The following is a 16880-nucleotide window of genomic DNA, read 5'->3' on the forward strand; positions in this document are numbered from 1 at the left end:
AATCATATGATTTCGTTTTGCCATTATGCCCGAACGCTTTCAAGGATTTGAACACGCTTTCGAGCCGCAGGATAAAATTCCAAAAGTTTTCTATTGACGATGGATCATCTCTCTGCATAGCTATGCAATACTAGTGACTAGCTAGTCAATGCGTGTTTGGGAGGAAAAACGCATGAGCCTAATTCGTACGACGCCATTCAGCCGGCGGGCCTTTATTAAGGGTGCTGCAGGACTTGGTGCTCTCTCAGCTTTTGGTGGATTGTCTTCGCTGCGTGCGCTTGCCGAGCAGAAGCCGACGCTGGTCAATGCTATTCGTTCGCTGTCAAATCCGTATCACGCCGCATGGAACAAAGGCGGCGAGGCTTTTGCCAAGGCGCTTGGTCTCGAATATGTGACGCTTGTTACAGAAGGCGATAGCGAGAAGGGCATTGCGGATATTCGCGCAATTTTGGCACGCACCGGCGGCAATGCGGTTATCAATGTCGATCCAAACGACGCTGCCGATGCACGTCCAATCGTCGAAGCTTGCGCAGCCGCCAAGGCTCACGTGCTGACACAATGGAACAAGCCTGCCGATTTGCATCCGTGGGATCACGATCCATACTACGTCGCTCATGTGAGCTTCGACGGGCAGCGCTATGGCGCAGAAACCGCTGAAATCCTGATCAAGTCTATTGGTGGGAAAGGCGGAATTCTGGCCCTGGGTGGAACGCTGTCGAACACCGTTGCAATCGATCGTCGTCAAGGTCTGGAGAAGGCTCTCGCAGCTCACCAAGATGTACAGCTTCTTGATTTTCAGGTTGCCGATTGGCAGTCGAGCAAAGCGTTTGATGTTGTGAGCGCGTGGCTGACCCGTTTTGGTGATGACATCAAGGGTATCTGGTGCGCCAATGACGATATGGGCATCGGTGCGCTGGAAGCACTGCGTGCGGAAGGTCTTGCCGGACAGATACCCATCACAGGCGTTGATGGTATCGGAACAGCGGTCGAAGCCGTCAAGAATGGTGAATTTGCAGCGACTGTATCGTCCGATCCGTTCTGGCAGGGCGCTATGGGGCTGGCAATTCCATACAGCGCGCGGGCCGGCGTCTTTGATCCATCGAAAGAGCCCAAAGATCATCGCGAGTTCTACGGCACGGCTTTGGTCGTGACCAGGGACAATGTCGAAGATTTCTACGAAAACAATATCAAGAATACCCCAAATCTTGATTTCAAGGACCTTTGGGGGCGTGCAAGCGGACAGATTCGCGAGGGCTGATACGCCCCGCGGTCTGAAGTCTCCCGTCATACTCGGCGGAACATTGCCTGACAGGAAGAGCAGATGAGAATTGCGAGCCAGGATTTCAGTCCGGCTGACGCTAAAGGCGTAGCCATATCTAAAAACGGCGTTCAAGGCCGATTGCCAGGGCTGATGCGCCGGCTCGCGCCGCTCATCGTGTTGCTCGTGCTATGCATAGGTTTGGGACTGATTAGCCCGAACTTCTTCTCGGTCAATAATTTCGCCCGTATCGCATCAGCTTCGGCTATCCCGGTCGTGCTGACGCTGGGCGCAACATTCGTGATCCTGCTTGGCAGCATCGACCTTTCCGTAGAAGGCGTCATGGCATTGGCGGGCGTAGTGCTGGCATCCATGGTTGCGGCCGATAGCTCATGGCTTAGCAGTGTGCTTGGCGTGATTGCGGCAATTACTATTGGTGCTGCAATGGGAGCATTTTCAGGCCTGCTGCATGTCATCCTGCGCATACCATCTTTCATGGTGACGCTTGGCATGTGGTTCATCGGGCTTGGCATTGCCACTTTGATGGTCGGCGGCGGCACAATTGCTATTCGCGAAGCGGCGGTCCGCGGTTTCGCTCTTGAACGTTTTGCCGGTCTTCCTTTCACCGTCTGGATTGCACTTGCTGCTCTGTTCGTGGCATGGGTCGTGCAGAACCACACGCGTCTCGGTCGCCACATCTATGCGCTTGGCGGCGGCGAGGATATCGCGGTGCTGTCCGGCGTATCCGTGCTACGCACCAAGTTGCTCGTCTTTGCAATGGCAGGTGCATTTTACGGACTTGGCGCAGTGCTCGCTGCAGCCCAACTTGGCCAGGGCAATGCCGATATCGGCACTGGACGGCTGTTTACGACGATTACGGCGGTCGTTGTTGGCGGAACCTCGCTTTTGGGAGGGCAGGGCGGTGTCCTGCAATCCTTGATCGGTGTCCTCATTGTTTCTGTTCTTGCGAACGGCATGGTTTTGCTCGGCATTCCGCCATATCTGCAACAGGCCTTTCTCGGTCTGATGATCATCGGAGCCGTTGCTTATGCCACACGCCGCACACGCTTCAAGATTGTGAAATAAGCCATGTTGACGATCAGCGGACTGACAAAATCTTTTGGCAGTGTTCATGCCCTTAAGGGCGTGGATTTGGAAATTCGCCCGGGCGAAGTGGTTGGGCTTGTAGGCGAAAACGGCGCGGGTAAATCCACGCTCATGCGTATTCTCGCCGGCACACAGCGCCCAAGCACAGGCATGATCACCCGTAACGGAAGGCCTTTTGCCGTCAACTCGCCGCAACAGGCGAATGAGCAAGGCGTTGCAATGGTGTTTCAGGAGCAGTCGTTGCTGCTGAATCTTTCCATCGCGCAGAACATATTCTTAGGGCAAGAGCAGCGTTTCATCCGCTTTGGTCTGGTTAATTGGCGGAAGATGAATGAAGCCGCCGTCAAGCATTTGAAGCAGGTCGGTATTCGTGCTGATCCGGCGACGCTCGCAGGTGATCTTTCTTTTGCCGAGCGTCAAATGGTGGAACTCGCCAAGGCGCTTTCATGGGCGGATCGCGTTGAAGGCGATCTGATCATTTTGCTCGATGAGCCCACATCGGTTTTGGAGCAATCAGAAATCGACATCCTGTTTGAGCGTGTTCGGGCGCTTAAATCACGCGCAAGCTTCGTCTTTGTTTCGCACCGCCTCGATGAGGTGCTGGAAATCAGCGACCGCATCTATGTGATGAAAGACGGGCAGGGCGTTGCCACGATGGATGCGGAGGGTGTCAACGGCGCTGATCTTCACCGCATTATGGTTGGTCGCGAGATGCACACCGAATATTATCTGGAGTCGGAGCAAACCGAACCCAGTACGCGGATTGCGCTTGAAGCACGTAAGCTGTCCTGCACCGGCAAATATCATAATATCGATCTGACGCTTCGCGAGGGCGAGATACTTGGCATTGCAGGCGTCATTGGCTCTGGGCGTGAAGAACTGATCCGCAGCTTTTTCGGTTTTGAGACCCCGACATCCGGCGAGATGCTGCTGAAGGGTAAGGCGGTAAAACTTGCCAATCCGACAGAAGCGGTAGCACGAGGCATTGGCTATATTCCAAGTGAGCGCAGGCTCGAAGGCCTCGTCATGATGATGCCGATTGCTTCGAACATTACGCTGTCGCGCCTGGATGTTGTCGAAGGTCCCCTTGGCATCCAGCATGGTCGCGAGACTGCTCTGGCTGAAGACTGGATCAAGAAACTCTCCATTCGGGCGCCGGGACCTCATGCTGTGTGTCAGGCACTGAGCGGCGGCAACCAGCAAAAGGTGGTTCTGGCCAAGTGGCTGACAGCTGGTTCGCGCATTCTGATCCTTGATCATCCAACGCGCGGCGTCGATGTGGGCGCAAAGGAAGAAATCTTCCGTCTGATGCGTCAGTTAAGCCGCGAGGGCTATGCGATCATCCTCATCGCTGACACGCTCGAAGAGACCATCGGCCTTTCGCACAATATTCTTGTCATGCGCGATGGCGAAATTACCGCACGCATTCCTGCTCCGACTGGCGCCAAGCCGTCTCAGGTGCAGCTCGTTGAACATATGGTCTGATCATGAACGAGAAAACCGCTCTCCCCAACGCTTCCGGCGCGTCCCGTCTATTGAACGCAGCGCAGCTACGCCAATATGCGCCGCTTGCCTTTCTGGTCGTTATGGTGGTGCTTATCTCGGCCTACTCGCCGGGTTTTGCCAGCGTCAATACTGGGCTGGTTCTGCTAGCAGATACCATGGCGCTGTTCACACTTGCTGCTGGTCTGTCTTTTGTCATTGTGATTGGTGGCATAGATTTGAGCTTGCCTGCGGTCGCATCGCTTGCAAGCGTGGTGACGGCGATGCTTTTGCCAGAAATTGGGCTACTGGCCTTTCCAGTTGCGCTTCTCTGCGGCGTTGCTGCCGGTCTTTTCAGTGGCCTTGTCCATGTGCGCTTAAAAATTCCGTCCTTTATCGCAACACTTGCGACTGGCGGTGTGGTTTCCGGTATCGCGCTTTATATCTCCAAAGCACGTAGCATCGGCATCAGCGCGGTCGACCGTCCAATGCTTAACTGGATTGCCGGTACGACGTTTGGAATACCAAACATCATTCTTGTCGGGCTACTAATGTGCCTTATTGGCATATATATCCAGCGCTATACGCGCTTTGGTCGCTATTGCTATGCCATTGGTGCCGGTGAGCCTGCGGCAATTGCGGCCGGTATTCACGTGGATCGTCAGAAAATCTATGCATTTGTCCTGTCTGCATTCTACGCAGCAGTTGCGGGCATCATGCTTGCAGCGCGCATGACAAGCGGTTCACCAACGGGCGCTAGCCAGTTGCTTCTTCCAGCTATCGCCGCTGTCCTCGTTGGCGGAACACCGATCACCGGCGGGCTTGGCGGCGTCGGACGCACGCTGGTCGGAGCGCTCATCGTGTCGGTCGTGCGTATAGGCATGACATTTGTCGGTATCGACATCTTCGCACAGCAGATCGTCTTCGGCGCTGTTCTCATTCTCCCCGTCGCTGTCACCATGGATCGCGACAACATCCTCATCGCAAAATAAGCAGCCGTGCGGCTGTATCGCAGGAGTTATTATGGATCTGCAATTGAAGGGAAAGACCGCCGTAATCACCGGCGCGTCGGTCGGGATCGGTTTGGCCATTGCGGAAGGATTGGCGGCCGAAGGTACGAACCTTGTGCTGGTAGCGCGTGGCAAAGAACGTGTAGAAGCTGAAGCGCAGCGCATTGCTGAACAGTATGGCGTCAATGCTATCGGTGTGGCGGCAGATGTGTCGACCGTGGAAGGCACTAACGCTGTTATCGCCGCCGCAGCTTCCGCAGGCGGCGCCGATATTCTCATCAACAATGCGGGTACTGGTTCAAACGAGACCATCATGGATGCGCCGGACGAAAAGTGGCAATTCTATTGGGATTTGCACGTGATGGCGGCTGTGCGCCTTGCGCGTGGACTGGTGCCACAGATGAAGACCAAAGGTGGCGGCGTAGTGCTGCACAACGCTTCGATCTGTGCTGTACAACCGCTCTGGTATGAACCGATTTACAACGTCACCAAGTCCGCTTTGATGATGTTCTCGAAGACGCTTTCCACCGAAGTCATTGGGGACAATATTCGCGTCAACTGCGTTAACCCAGGTCTAATCCTAACGCCTGATTGGGTGAAGACTGCCAAGCAGCTCACAGCCGATAAGGGCGGCAACTGGGAAGGCTATCTTCAGGACGTCGCCAACGAACATGCTGCCGCCAAGCGCTTTGGTACGCCCGAAGAGCTCGCGCATTTCTTTGTCTTCCTATGCTCGCCCCGTGCAAGCTATAGTGTTGGTTCAACCTATTTTGTCGATGGAGGTATGCTCAAGACACTTTGAGAATTCTCTGCCTGGAGAAATGCTGGCCGGAATTGCTCCTACAATTCCGGCATTTTTTTATCCATTAGATCGGCTGCATCTTGCGCATATCACTGAGCAAGCGCTTCATGCGATGAATACGGTCATGCTGGTCCGTTGGACGGCGCATAGCAACGCTGGTGGAGAGAATATCGATAACAACCAAAGCGGCGATACGCGAGATGGTCGGGGTGTACATATTGGTGTTTTCAAGTGTCTCAACGATAAGCGAAACATCGCAATAGTTAGTCAACGGCGAGTCTGAACCTGTCATCCCAATGACAGAAGCACCGTTTTCGCGGGCGATGCGGGCGATTTCGATGATTGAACGTGTGGTACCAGTATTGGAGATGACGAACGCGACTGCGCCCGGCTTCATCATCGATGCCACCATCAATTGTTGGTGCGAATCCAGCTCGGCACCGCATGGCACACCGAATAGTGGAAATTTCTGCTGTGCATCGCGTGCTACGATGCCCGAAGCGCCGAAACCGAAAAACACAATTGAATTGCACTTTGTCAGGATATCGATTGCTTTGTGAAGAGCTTCCTTGTCCAATCGCGACCGCGCCCAGTCGAGGCTGGTCATTGTATAATCGAAAATCTTTTCCGCCACCACTTCTGGCTCATCCGTTTCAACCAGCACGGAATGCGTGGCGGGTGTACCGAGCGCCAGACTTTGCGCGAGCCTGATTTTCAGATCCTGGAAGCCGGAACAGCCGATGGCCGTCGCGAAACGCAATACCGTTGGCTGGCTGACGTCGGCAAGCGTTGCAGTTTCGCTGACGGTTGCATTCATGATGCGGTGAGGGTCGTCAAGGACAACGTCCGCGACTTTGCGATCCGATTTCCGCAGCTCCGGGCGCATTGTGCGAATGACTTCAATAATATTGCGACCATTCAGGCCACGCGTTTCACTACGCGCATCATTATCCATTCAAGAAAATCCCTCTGACGGCTCAAGAGCCGGATCGCTTTTTCAATATGTTAGCGTATCGGCTCCAAAACCGGAATCGATTTTTGGCAAGCATCACGCATGGTTTCAATAGGTTAGAGCACTGCTTACAAGAGCGACCTGAATGCGTGCACGGTGTATATGCAGATCACCACCAGATCGAGCCGCAGCGTCAATGTTTTCCGGCGCTTCGGTGTTGAAGTCGAACAATCCATAATGATGCGCGACCAGGTCCGTAGCGCCTATCTGCTGTGCCAGCGTGATTGCTTCTGCAAGTGTGAAGTTGCCTGGAACACCGTTATTCGAAAGTTCGGGACTGCGGCCATTTACCGGTAATAATGCCACGTGGGGATTATAAGCGGCAACTTCGGCTTCCAATCCATCAAACGGTATGCAGTCACCAGAATGCCAGATGCGTAGTGCTCCGCAATCAAACACATAACCTAAAAATTTATGATCGCCGTTCTGGTCTGTTTCCAGCGCCTCATGGGCCGCGCGGGTTGCGGCAATCTTGATTGGCCCCAGCAAATATGTCTCTTGAGCGCCGATCAATGCAAGGCGCTTTTCGTCGACGCCCGAGCGCGTTAGAGCCTGTTCTTTCGTCGCCCGGGGAACAAGCAAGGTTGCGTCCGGGTTCTGCGTGAGAAGCGCAGGCAAAGTGCCGGGATCCATATGGTCGGTATGGGCATGTGTGCATGCGACGAGATCGACAAAATGAATGCCGTCCGGCGCAACGGGAGGGGGCATCATGCGTATATGCGGTCTGCTCGTGCCCTTATATTTCTCGGCCAGGCTATCGGAAAGATAAGGGTCAATGACAATGCGTTTCTCGAAAGCCTCAAGAACAAAGCCCGCTTGTCCCAGCCATAGAATACGGATGCCGGGTGTAGCGGGTCGGCGCAGATAATCCTCCAGTGGAAGCGTTTCGGCAATTTCCTGCAAGCATCCCGGCATTTCGAAGTCCTTTAGTTTTTGAGTGCAGCGACCAGATTGTCCGCTGCAATCTTGGTGGCTCTGTCTACGCTTTCCGCAGTGAAACCACCGATATGGCTGGTTGCTATGACCCTTGGATGCGCAGCTAGCTCCAGGGAGAGCGGCGGCTCCTGCTCGAACACATCCGTTGCATAGTTTGACAGTTGGCCACTGTGCAAGGCGTCGATAACGGCGCGGTCGTCGATCAGTTTCGCGCGCGCCGTATTCACGAGGATGAGACCCGGTTTTGCTGCGGCCAACCGCTCGCGCGAGATCAGGGTCGAACCGTCGCGAGGTGCAGGGCAATGTAGCGTGATGATATCGGCTTGCGCGATGATATCATCCACCTCGGCAAAACTGAAAGCGCCTGTAGAGAGGCCAAGGTCGGGTTTGAGCGGATCATAGCCCAGAACCCTTGCGCCGACCGCGACAAGCATGCGCGCAACCTCGCCGCCAATCGCACCGCAACCGATCACGCCGACGGTGCGGCCACGAATTTCGATGCCGCGCTGGCGTGGCCATCCACCGGCTTTGATACCGGTATCTGCCTGGGGTATGGAGCGTAGCGCGCTGAAGATCAGGCCAATCGCCAATTCGGCAACCCCCAGCGCGTTTGCACCTTCTGCAATGAGCACTTTGATGCCGCGCTCGGTGAGCAATTCAACCGGAAGATTATCGGTGCCCACCCCGTTTCGGCTGATGGCTTTAAGCGCTCGTGCGGCTTCGATGACACGCGGTGAGACCGGTTCAACACCGGCGAGCCAGCCCGAAACATCGCTCACGAGACGAACAAGCTCATCCTCGTCCGGTGTTTTACCCGGCGTGGAGTAGACGATTTCGAAACCTGAATTGCGCAGGCTTTCGATATGCGGATGCGGCTCGGCTGTGAGCGAGCGTGGCGTAACGAGAATACGCTGTCCCATTGCTACCGTCCTGCCGCTTCGATGGCGATTTCCGAAATACGGTCGAAAGCAGGCCCGCTCGTTGGAATGTCGATATGGAAGACTTCCGCGATGACCTGTGTCCAGCCGTGGATAAAGTAGGTCCAGCCGTCGACCACATTGAGCGACTTGGCCTGTTCCTGCGCGCGCGCTTGATCAAGGAAAACGAGATTGCCGCGATAGTTGAGGTCCCAGACCACCGCCTTCTCAGGAAAGACCGCTGCATTGGATAAAGGCGAGCCGGGCGCGTCCTTGCCGAGGCCGGTCGCATTGATGATGAACGAACCAGGCTTGAGCCCGTTGAGAACCGCGTCGTTGTCTTCGGGGCGTGGAGCTAGAATATACTCTACCGCCACGTCGCTCGCGACTTCCGCATGGATGCGCTTGATTTCATCAAGACGATGCTGGCTGCGATTGGAAACAATGATACGGCCCGGCACATTCTTGCCGCGCGACTTGCGCATCAGATGCCATGTGATCGCGATGGTGGAACCGCCTGCGCCCATCGAGAAAAGATTTGCCCCGGTGCGCTCGAAATAGTCTGCGCCCAAAAAACCATCTATCGCGAGACCCGAGGAGATCGGATCCTTTGCATGGCAGATGAGTTTGCCGTCTTTTTTGGATATGCAGCTCGTCTCATCCATCAGCAGCGCATGCGGGTCGATCACGTCGAACATATCGCGGCAGGCGTGGAAGAGATCGATCTTGTGTGTGGTAACAAGCGCACCCATCGAAAGCGGATCGTTGCGAATGAACTCAACCGCTTCGCGGTAAGCCTCCGGATCGTCGTGCAACTTGAAGTCTATACCCTTGATGACAGCGTCTTCAAGGCCGAGATACTCGGCCCAGGCCGGAAACACCTTCATGATCGAGCTTTTGCCGGTGGTTACGCCGATAAAGTACAGCGTCGGCTGCGTAGCTGGCTGATACTTGCTCATGCGCGCTTCTCCAGCGCCTGGCGCGCCACATTCACAGCGCTGGCGGCATTTTTCTTGATTATATCAAAGCGGCCCTCGCGAATGTCGTCGGTCTTGGCGATCCAGGTGCCGCCGACGGCCACAACCTGCCTGATCGCGAGCCAGTCGCCGATCGTCTCTTGGGTGACGCCGCCGGTCGGAATGAAACGCACGCCGAGATGTGCGAATGGCGCGGCAATACCCGACAGCGCTTTCGGGCCGCCTGCAACCCCTGCCGGGAAGAACTTTGCCAGACGGACGCCCTGTGCTGTGGCGAGCGTCAGATCCGTTGGCGTCATGATGCCGGGGCAGAAAGGCAGACCAGCTTTGGATGCTGCCTCGACGATCCGTGGATCATAACCTGGCGCCAGACCAAAGCGCGCGCCGCTTTCGATAGCTTTGTCGAGATTGGCAGTGTCAAGAATCGTGCCCGCACCAATGCAAAGTTCTGGTCGTGCGTCGCGGATTGCAGCCAGTACCTCCGCAGCAGCTTCCGTGCGGAAGGTGATTTCTGCAACCGGCAAGCCGCCCTCAAGCAGAGCGTCGGCGAGAGGAACGGCGTCTTCCGCGCGTTCGATTGCGATAACAGGAACGACGCCAAGGCTAGCGATAAGGTCAATAGGATTGCTCATGGCAACATCCTTCAGATTGAATTTTCCACTGATTGTTTTCACGTGCTCAGGCATATTCACGCATGACGGCATCGACGGTTGCTGGATCGCGCGGTTTGTAGCGGGGGTTTTCGACGAGCTCCCAGCCGCCGCCTGTCTTGGCGATCACGCGATGGCGCATTCCATTGGACTTCTCAATGATTCCGTAGTCCTGGCCGCTGTCGGATGGATAGGCGAAGACCATCACGAGATCGGTGTCGCCCACGTTGATCGAACGATGGATCCAGAATGGCGGAACATAGCAAATCGTCTGAGCGGTGATTTCGATGATCCGGGTTTCGCCGTCTGGTGATTCGAGCTGCATCAAGCCCTGGCCGCTTTGGCCGTAGTAAATTTCCGGGCGGTCCGCCTTGGCATGAATATGACCGCGGGTGAGGAAGAATTCATTCCCGACACGTCCCGGATTCATGCGGGTGACACCATAGATCAGATCGCCGCTATGAGCGCCCGGTTTAAAGTCCTCAACGTCATAAACCACCGTGTTTCCGTGCGTTTCGCGCAAGGCTTCGAAAGCCTTCGCGTCGCCGTAGAGCCCTACGAGATCATTCAGGCGCTTTTCGTAGCGGCCGGTATTGCCGCTCATGCCGCCAGACTTCGGATTGACGACGCTCACTACAGGTTCGCGTAACATATATTCCTCCATTACGTAGTGAAATTACATAAAATATGATATGAGCACAATCAAGTGGGTAATGACGGATAAATTTTCGGTAAAAACGTTACAAAAATGTCGTTATAATTATTGACGATGCAAATTTGTGTAATTATGCTACCCAAATATCTAATAAGGTCGGTAGGAGCCGATCATTCCAGGAGGAGATTTCCGAATGCAGGGCTTGAAATCCGTAACGTTGAAAATGGCGCTTGTTGCGGCGTCGTCACTGTTGGCGCTCTCGGTTGCGCATGCGGCCGATTGCAAGATTGGCATTTCGATGAAGACGCTCGATGCGCCTTACTTTGCAGCGCAGGAAGTTTCGGCGAAGAAGCGGGCGGAAGAGCTGGGTTGCGAAGTCCTGACAGCCGACGGGCAGAACGATCTCAACAAACAGGTTTCGGATGTGGAGGATATGGTTGCGCAAGGTATCAACGCGCTCATTATCAATCCGCGTGACAGCAAGGGGCTTGTTCCGGCTGTGAACGCTGCGACTGCAGCTGGCGTAAAAGTTTTCGTGGTTGATTCCACGCTTGATCCGTCGGCCAATTTCGTCACGCTGGTTCAGTCATCTAATGCAAACAACGGTCAGCTTGTCGGTCAGTGGCTTGCAGACCAGACCAAGGGAAAAGACCTCAAGATCGCTCTGATCTCGGGCGATAAGGGCAATGAAGTTGGTCAGGAACGTCGGCTTGGCGTGCTGGCCGGTCTCGTTGAAGGCCAGTTGCGCAATGAAGGCCGCGTCCGCTTTGAAGTTGTCGGCCAGGGTTGGGGTATGTGGAACAACGAAGGCGGCCTAAAGGCCATGGAAGATCTTCTGACGGCCAATCCCGATATCAATGTGGTTCTTGGTGAGAATGACTCGATGGTTCTTGGTGCGCGTAAGGCGTTGGAACAGTCCAATCAGCTCGATGGTGTACTTCTTCTCGCAGCGGCCGATGGTCAGAAAGAAGCCATGGCGATGATCAAGGAAGGTAAATACGGTGCAACCGGTCTGAACGATCCGGCACTCGTAGCTGCGACCGCTGTTGACCTTGCGAAGAAGGCGGTTGATGGCACCTTGCCGGCTGATACGTCGAAGATCACCTATACGACGCCTGTCGCAATCACCAAGGACAACGTGGACAAGTATTACAAGCCAGACGCGGTGTTCTAAGATTATCTGCCTTCATAGTGCAGCCAGTCTGGTCGTAAAAGTCTGGCTGCACTATGGGATTGTCCGAGAAGGCGATTCAGTCCGATGCATGGCATCTGGCAGGTTTCGCAAGCGGTCGCGAGGTGACCATTTCTTACGGACTGAACTGAAATTCGGGTGGAGCGTCCTGGGTCTTGAAGATCTGGAATGATTGAAATGGAAAATCTTGTAGAGCTGTCCGGCATAGCGAAGTCTTTTGGCGGCGTTCATGCGCTTCGTGGTGTCGACTTCGCGCTTCGCGCAGGTGAAGTTCATGCTTTGCTCGGTGAGAATGGTGCCGGCAAATCGACATTGATGCGCGTTCTCGGCGGGGAGTTTTCGCCCACGCGTGGCGAAGTCCAAGTCGCGGGCGAAGTGCAGCATTTTCGCGGACCTATGGATGCGATGTCCAAAGGTATCGCCGTTATCCATCAGGAAATGGCGCTGGCAACCGATCTGACCGTTGCCGAGAACATCTTTATGTGGATGCTGCCATCGGTCATTTCCTGGCCCGATCTCAACAGCCGTGCCAAAGAACTTATTACGAGCCTTGGATTTTCCATTTCTCCCAGTGCTCTTGTCGGCGATCTTCCCATCGCGCATCAGCAGGTAGTTGAGATCGCGAAAGCCCTGTCGCGCAATGCCCGCGTGATGGTGTTTGATGAGCCGACTGCGGTGTTGTCCGCGCGCGATGCAAATCGTCTCCTCGACATCATCCGTACACTGCGCGAGCGCGGCGTCGGCGTCATTTATATCTCGCATCGCCTCGATGAAGTGTTCAGCATCGCCGATCGTATTACGATCATGAAGGACGGCGCCTCCATCACCACGACGGAATGTGCGTCTGTAACGGTCGATGATGTCATTCGTCTTATGGTCGGTCGCCCGCTGAAGGCGCTTTTCGGTGAGAATATTGAGCGAAAAGTTGGCAATGAAGTTCTGCGCATCGAAGAGCTCTCGGACGGCTCCCGTATCAAGGGCGTGTCACTGACGGTCAAGGCTGGTGAGATCATCGGTCTCGGGGGCTTGGTCGGGGCAGGGCGTACAGAACTTATGCGATTGGTTTTCGGTGCGGAGCGCGCGAAATCGGGACGGATTTTCATCCACGGCAAAGAAAAAATCATTCGTAATCCGCGTGAAGGCGTGAAGGCTGGTATCGGTCTTGTACCCGAAAGTCGCAAGGATCAGGGTTTGATCCTCGACTTCCCGATCCGCGTTAATTCCACCATGGCGAAGCTTGCCCCTTTGGTGAACTTTTTTGGTTTCGTAAAGGGCGGCGCGGAGCGTTCCACCGTTGAGGCGCTGTCAAAACGTCTGCGTCTAAAGGCGGGCAGTATCGAAGACCCGGCATCGAGCCTGTCGGGCGGCAATCAGCAGAAGGTTGTTCTTGCCAAGTGGTTTCATGCCGATGGCGACGTGCTGATTTTCGATGAGCCCACCCGTGGTGTCGATGTGGGCGCCAAGACGGAAATCTATTCGCTCATCAAATCGCTTGCGGCTGAGGGCCGGGCGGTCGTGGTGATTTCCTCCGAACATCTTGAGCTTTTCGGTCTTTGCGACCGGATCGTGGTCATGCGCGAAGGCGCCGTGACGGGTTCCTTGCAGCCGGAGGAATACTCTGAAGAAAATCTGTTGAAGCTTGCCATGGTCAATACGGCCAGAACTGTGCCTTCTGCAGCAGTTAATTGATTGGGTAAAACTGTGACCGAAGTTGTTGAAACGCCGAAGAAAAACTTCAATGCCGGAGCTCTTCTCAACCGGTATGGCACCGTTGCCATTCTGATTGCAGTTCTGATCGTTGCTGCGTCCTTGTCGAATGTGTTCCTGACTGAACGCAATATTATGAATGTGCTGCGTCAGGTGGCAGGCCCGAGCCTTATGGCGGTGGGGATGCTGTTTGTCATTCTGACGCGGGGGATCGATTTGTCGGTCGGGTCTGTGGCTGCACTGGGCAGTGTGTTGTCTGCCATACTCATCCAGCAATATGGAACAGGAATGGCTATCGGCGGTGTACTACTTGCCGGTGCTGCATGTGGTCTCGTATCCGGTATTCTGGTGGCTTATCTCAAGCTGCCGCCTTTCGTGACCACCCTTGCGGTCATGACCATCGCGCGCGGCCTTGCATTCATCTTCTCCTCCGGCCAGCCGATCATGATGGGTGAGGCCGGTTCGGCGGTAACAGCCTTCGGTTCAGGTACGCTGGGCAGCATCCCATATCCGGTCATCCTCATGATCGTTGTTTTTGTGATTGCCGGTGCGGTTCTCACCTTTACGCGCTTTGGTCGCCTGGTTAAGGCCATAGGCTCCAATTCTGAGGCCGTACGCCTGTCGGGTATCTCGGTCTCTTATTATACGCTGTCGGTCTATGTGATTTCCGGAGTTCTGGCTGCTGCTGCCGGTATCATCTCCACAAGTCGTACCGGTATCGGGTCGGCCAATATCAGCGTCGGTGCCGAGCTTGATGCAATCGCGGCGGTTGTTATCGGTGGCGCGAGCCTGATGGGCGGTCGCGGCGGTGCGTTTAACACCTTCATCGGCGTCATCATTCTTGGGATAATCGCAAATATGATGAACCTTGCTCGCGTTCCGGGTTATCATCAGCAGGTCTTCATGGGCTGCATCATCATTGGCGCGATGCTTCTGCAATATGCGTCAAGCTGGCTGCGCAAGTCGTAAGGCGACCACCCTTCCTCCCAAAACTTGATGACGTGTTCCATGCCAAATGAACTCTCACTTGCAATCGACGTCGGAACGGGCAGCGTACGTGCTGCCCTCATGGATAGCCGTGCAACGATAGTCGCGGTTGCCGCCCGTGAGCACGAACAGATTGTGCCGCAATTTGGCTGGTCGGAGCAGCGTCCAGCTGACTGGTGGCAGGGCGTGATCGCGTCGATCCGCGATGTACTGGACAGGGTGCCGGACGCGCGCGACAGGATCGTAGCCGTCGCTGCCTGTGGGCAGATGCATGGAACGGTGCTGGTTGGTGATAAGGGTGAACTGGTGCGCGACACTGCCCCCTTGTGGAACGACAAGCGGACCGTCGATTATGTAACTGCCTTTGAAGCAAAGCATCATCCGGCAGATTATCTGGAGCACAGCGCCAATCCCGCAGCGCCCTCATGGCCGGGCTTCAAATTGCAATGGTTGCGCGATCACGACGCACAGGCCTTCGCGCGCGCCGCCGCCGTCTTGATGCCTAAGGATTACATCAATCTGAAGCTCACTGGCAAAATTGCGATGGACCGCAATGATGGTGGCGCCAGCTTCCTGATGGACCCACGGACGGGTGACTGGTCGCAACATATGGTCGACTTGCTTGGCCTAAATCGCCAGCAGCTTGCACCATTGCGAAACCCCACTGAGATTCTCGGCAGTGTTACGGCAGAAGCAGCACGGGAGACAGGTCTTCGTGAAGGTACGCCGGTTCTGGTTGGCGGAGCGGATTATCCGGTCGCCTTGCTTGGTTCCGGTGTTTGCCGTCCGGGCGTCGGCTCGGAAGTGATGGGCACCTCTGCCATTATCACGGCGATTGCGGAAAAGCCCTTGCTCGACCCATCTGTCTGCAATGTCGGTACGGTAGAAGGAAACTGGGGCGCGTTCATGTTGCTTGAATCCGGCGGCGATGCAATGCGCTGGGCCCGCCGCGCGTTCCACGACAAACAGATTTCCTACGAGGAAATCGTGGCCAAGGCAGCAGAGGCGCCTGCGGGCTCCGACCGTCTATTCTTCATGCCCTATCTTACGGGCGAGCGCCTTGGCGAACATCGCAACGCGCGCGCACAGTATTTTGGCATTGGTGCTGCTCATGGTATTTCGCATCTCCATCGCGCGGTATTGGAGGGCGTGGCCTTTGCCGTGAAACGCCATATCAATATTCTCGACAGTATTTCCGGCTCCAGGCTTGAGCGCGTGATCGCCTCTGGTGGTGGTGCGAAGACGGAATTGTGGCTGAAAATCAAGGCAAGTGTCTATGGTATTCCCATTCTCGTGCCGAAGGAGGCCGAGTGCGGTCTGGTCGGTTGTGCGATCATGACAGCAGCTGCAACGGGGCGTTACTCAAGTGTTGAGGATGCTGCCGACGCGCTTGTGCAATATTCGACCGAGATCAGGCCAGATCCGCGATGGTCAGAAGTCTATGCTCCAATGCAGGCCTTCTTTGAGAAACTCTATACGCATAGCCAATCGCTCTATGACGATCTCGACGGGTTGCCGCAATGAGTGCGCATGCGGTTCTGTTCGATATGGACGGCACACTGATTGACAGTGAGCCCTTTCACTATGAAACGCTTCTAGGGGCGATTAACGCCCTCTCAGGCACGGTTCCGGAGAACTTCGAAAACCGCGTAACTGGCACAACTATCGCCGATTGCCATGCCATGCTCCGGAATGAGACGGGTATGACGGCCGATCTGGGAGCCTTTATCCAAGCGAAATATGCAGCTTATGTCAGTGGAGCGACCCGCTTGAAACTCCGCGCTGGCGCGGCGGAGGTGTTGGCCTATCTCGATGAGGCGGGCATTCCTTACGCGATTGTTTCCAATTCGGACCGTATGCTTATGGACGCAAATTTGCGGGCAGTCGGGTTGCAGCGCCCTGATTTCATCAGTGTATCGCGCAATGACGTTCGTGAAGGCAAGCCAGCGGCGGAGCCCTATTTGCGCGGTGCTTATCTGCTTGGCATCGAGCCGTCGCAGTGCATCGTTGTCGAAGACAGCGTGCCGGGCGCTTATGCAGGTCTTGCTGCCGGCATGACTGTTATCGGGTGGCCAGAGCCGCACCGCACTGATCTCATTTTCCCGAACGGCGTTGTAACCGCCGATCCTGAAAACCTTCTTTCCAGTTTGCAGCCGCTTTTAAACGCGGTTGCCCAATAGCAAGCCAG

16 protein-coding genes are annotated in these 16880 nt (G+C 55.3%); 10 read left to right on the forward strand and 6 right to left on the reverse strand.

The genetic code is table 11. From position 1 onward, the window contains the following. Positions 1 to 172 precede the first annotated feature (172 nt). The 5 genes from JAU75_RS09450 to JAU75_RS09470 all read left to right on the forward strand — a co-directional run bounded on the left by JAU75_RS09450 (position 173) and on the right by JAU75_RS09470 (position 5659). Positions 173 to 1258, forward strand: coding sequence for a sugar ABC transporter substrate-binding protein (locus JAU75_RS09450; protein ID WP_199056251.1), 1086 nt, complete (start codon positions 173 to 175; stop codon positions 1256 to 1258). Positions 1259 to 1321: 63 nt separating this feature from the next. Then, positions 1322 to 2344 (forward strand): ABC transporter permease, encoded by a 1023-nt coding sequence (locus JAU75_RS09455; RefSeq protein WP_247880433.1) that lies wholly within the window; start codon positions 1322 to 1324, stop codon positions 2342 to 2344. 3 nt (positions 2345 to 2347) lie between these two features. Further along, entirely contained in the window at positions 2348 to 3850 is a 1503-nt protein-coding gene (locus JAU75_RS09460) for a sugar ABC transporter ATP-binding protein (protein WP_199056252.1), read from the forward strand. 2 nt (positions 3851 to 3852) lie between these two features. Next, positions 3853 to 4839 (forward strand): ABC transporter permease, encoded by a 987-nt coding sequence (locus JAU75_RS09465; protein ID WP_371836137.1) that lies wholly within the window; start codon positions 3853 to 3855, stop codon positions 4837 to 4839. Positions 4840 to 4870: 31 nt separating this feature from the next. Continuing rightward, a complete protein-coding gene (locus tag JAU75_RS09470; protein ID WP_199056253.1) occupies positions 4871 to 5659 on the forward strand; it encodes an SDR family oxidoreductase in 789 nt (262 codons plus the stop codon). Positions 5660 to 5723: 64 nt separating this feature from the next. Here JAU75_RS09470 and JAU75_RS09475 read toward each other — a convergent pair whose 3' ends face one another. The 6 genes from JAU75_RS09475 to JAU75_RS09500 all read right to left on the reverse strand — a co-directional run bounded on the left by JAU75_RS09475 (position 5724) and on the right by JAU75_RS09500 (position 10803). Continuing rightward, the gene (locus JAU75_RS09475; RefSeq protein ID WP_199056254.1) at positions 5724 to 6614 is read right to left on the reverse strand and encodes an SIS domain-containing protein; all 891 of its coding nucleotides are present in this window, start codon (positions 6612 to 6614) and stop codon (positions 5724 to 5726) included. A 105-nt stretch (positions 6615 to 6719) separates the two neighbouring features. Beyond that, positions 6720 to 7574 carry an MBL fold metallo-hydrolase gene (locus JAU75_RS09480; RefSeq protein WP_247880434.1) on the reverse strand — a complete coding sequence of 285 codons (855 nt, stop codon included), beginning with the start codon at positions 7572 to 7574 and terminating at the stop codon, positions 6720 to 6722. A 23-nt stretch (positions 7575 to 7597) separates the two neighbouring features. Next, positions 7598 to 8527, reverse strand: coding sequence for a phosphoglycerate dehydrogenase (locus JAU75_RS09485; protein ID WP_199056256.1), 930 nt, complete (start codon positions 8525 to 8527; stop codon positions 7598 to 7600). Positions 8528 to 8529: 2 nt separating this feature from the next. Then, positions 8530 to 9483 (reverse strand): shikimate dehydrogenase, encoded by a 954-nt coding sequence (locus JAU75_RS09490; protein WP_199056257.1) that lies wholly within the window; start codon positions 9481 to 9483, stop codon positions 8530 to 8532. Then, positions 9480 to 10133 carry a bifunctional 4-hydroxy-2-oxoglutarate aldolase/2-dehydro-3-deoxy-phosphogluconate aldolase gene (eda, locus tag JAU75_RS09495; protein WP_199056258.1) on the reverse strand — a complete coding sequence of 218 codons (654 nt, stop codon included), beginning with the start codon at positions 10131 to 10133 and terminating at the stop codon, positions 9480 to 9482. The genes JAU75_RS09490 and eda overlap by 4 nt, the downstream gene beginning before the upstream one ends. A 46-nt stretch (positions 10134 to 10179) precedes the next feature. Beyond that, positions 10180 to 10803 carry a glucose-6-phosphate isomerase gene (locus tag JAU75_RS09500; RefSeq protein WP_199056259.1) on the reverse strand — a complete coding sequence of 208 codons (624 nt, stop codon included), beginning with the start codon at positions 10801 to 10803 and terminating at the stop codon, positions 10180 to 10182. Positions 10804 to 11029: 226 nt separating this feature from the next. Between JAU75_RS09500 and JAU75_RS09505 the strand changes: the two genes are divergently transcribed. The 5 genes from JAU75_RS09505 (at position 11030) to JAU75_RS09525 (ending at position 16872) form a co-directional block, all read left to right on the forward strand. After that, entirely contained in the window at positions 11030 to 11980 is a 951-nt protein-coding gene (locus tag JAU75_RS09505) for a substrate-binding domain-containing protein (protein ID WP_371836145.1), read from the forward strand. 195 nt (positions 11981 to 12175) lie between these two features. Continuing rightward, on the forward strand, positions 12176 to 13687 hold the full coding sequence (locus JAU75_RS09510) for a sugar ABC transporter ATP-binding protein (RefSeq protein WP_199056261.1): 1512 nt from the start codon (positions 12176 to 12178) through the stop codon (positions 13685 to 13687). Between the two features lie 12 nt (positions 13688 to 13699). Beyond that, the gene (locus tag JAU75_RS09515) at positions 13700 to 14674 is read left to right on the forward strand and encodes an ABC transporter permease (RefSeq protein ID WP_036566922.1); all 975 of its coding nucleotides are present in this window, start codon (positions 13700 to 13702) and stop codon (positions 14672 to 14674) included. 39 nt (positions 14675 to 14713) lie between these two features. Next, positions 14714 to 16216, forward strand: coding sequence for an FGGY family carbohydrate kinase (locus JAU75_RS09520; RefSeq protein ID WP_199056263.1), 1503 nt, complete (start codon positions 14714 to 14716; stop codon positions 16214 to 16216). Further along, a complete protein-coding gene (locus JAU75_RS09525; RefSeq protein ID WP_199056264.1) occupies positions 16213 to 16872 on the forward strand; it encodes an HAD family phosphatase in 660 nt (219 codons plus the stop codon). The genes JAU75_RS09520 and JAU75_RS09525 overlap by 4 nt, the downstream gene beginning before the upstream one ends. Positions 16873 to 16880: the final 8 nt, after the last annotated feature.

Source organism: Ochrobactrum sp. Q0168 (assembly GCF_016427605.1).
In the GTDB taxonomy this organism is placed as follows: domain Bacteria; phylum Pseudomonadota; class Alphaproteobacteria; order Rhizobiales; family Rhizobiaceae; genus Brucella.

Excerpts from the sequence above, each read along its gene's own strand:
- JAU75_RS09505 (WP_371836145.1), top strand. The coding sequence starts at position 11,030 with ATGGCGCTTGTTGCGGCGTCGTCACTGTTGGCGCTCTCGGTTGCGCAT.
- JAU75_RS09475 (WP_199056254.1), bottom strand. The coding sequence starts at position 6,614 with ATGGATAATGATGCGCGTAGTGAAACGCGTGGCCTGAATGGTCGCAAT.
- JAU75_RS09500 (WP_199056259.1), bottom strand. The coding sequence starts at position 10,803 with ATGTTACGCGAACCTGTAGTGAGCGTCGTCAATCCGAAGTCTGGCGGC.
- JAU75_RS09460 (WP_199056252.1), top strand. The coding sequence starts at position 2,348 with ATGTTGACGATCAGCGGACTGACAAAATCTTTTGGCAGTGTTCATGCC.
- JAU75_RS09490 (WP_199056257.1), bottom strand. The coding sequence starts at position 9,483 with ATGAGCAAGTATCAGCCAGCTACGCAGCCGACGCTGTACTTTATCGGC.
- JAU75_RS09465 (WP_371836137.1), top strand. The coding sequence starts at position 3,853 with ATGAACGAGAAAACCGCTCTCCCCAACGCTTCCGGCGCGTCCCGTCTA.
- JAU75_RS09455 (WP_247880433.1), top strand. The coding sequence starts at position 1,322 with ATGAGAATTGCGAGCCAGGATTTCAGTCCGGCTGACGCTAAAGGCGTA.
- JAU75_RS09520 (WP_199056263.1), top strand. The coding sequence starts at position 14,714 with ATGCCAAATGAACTCTCACTTGCAATCGACGTCGGAACGGGCAGCGTA.
- JAU75_RS09525 (WP_199056264.1), top strand. The coding sequence starts at position 16,213 with ATGAGTGCGCATGCGGTTCTGTTCGATATGGACGGCACACTGATTGAC.
- JAU75_RS09510 (WP_199056261.1), top strand. The coding sequence starts at position 12,176 with ATGGAAAATCTTGTAGAGCTGTCCGGCATAGCGAAGTCTTTTGGCGGC.
- JAU75_RS09485 (WP_199056256.1), bottom strand. The coding sequence starts at position 8,527 with ATGGGACAGCGTATTCTCGTTACGCCACGCTCGCTCACAGCCGAGCCG.
- JAU75_RS09470 (WP_199056253.1), top strand. The coding sequence starts at position 4,871 with ATGGATCTGCAATTGAAGGGAAAGACCGCCGTAATCACCGGCGCGTCG.
- JAU75_RS09450 (WP_199056251.1), top strand. The coding sequence starts at position 173 with ATGAGCCTAATTCGTACGACGCCATTCAGCCGGCGGGCCTTTATTAAG.
- eda (WP_199056258.1), bottom strand. The coding sequence starts at position 10,133 with ATGAGCAATCCTATTGACCTTATCGCTAGCCTTGGCGTCGTTCCTGTT.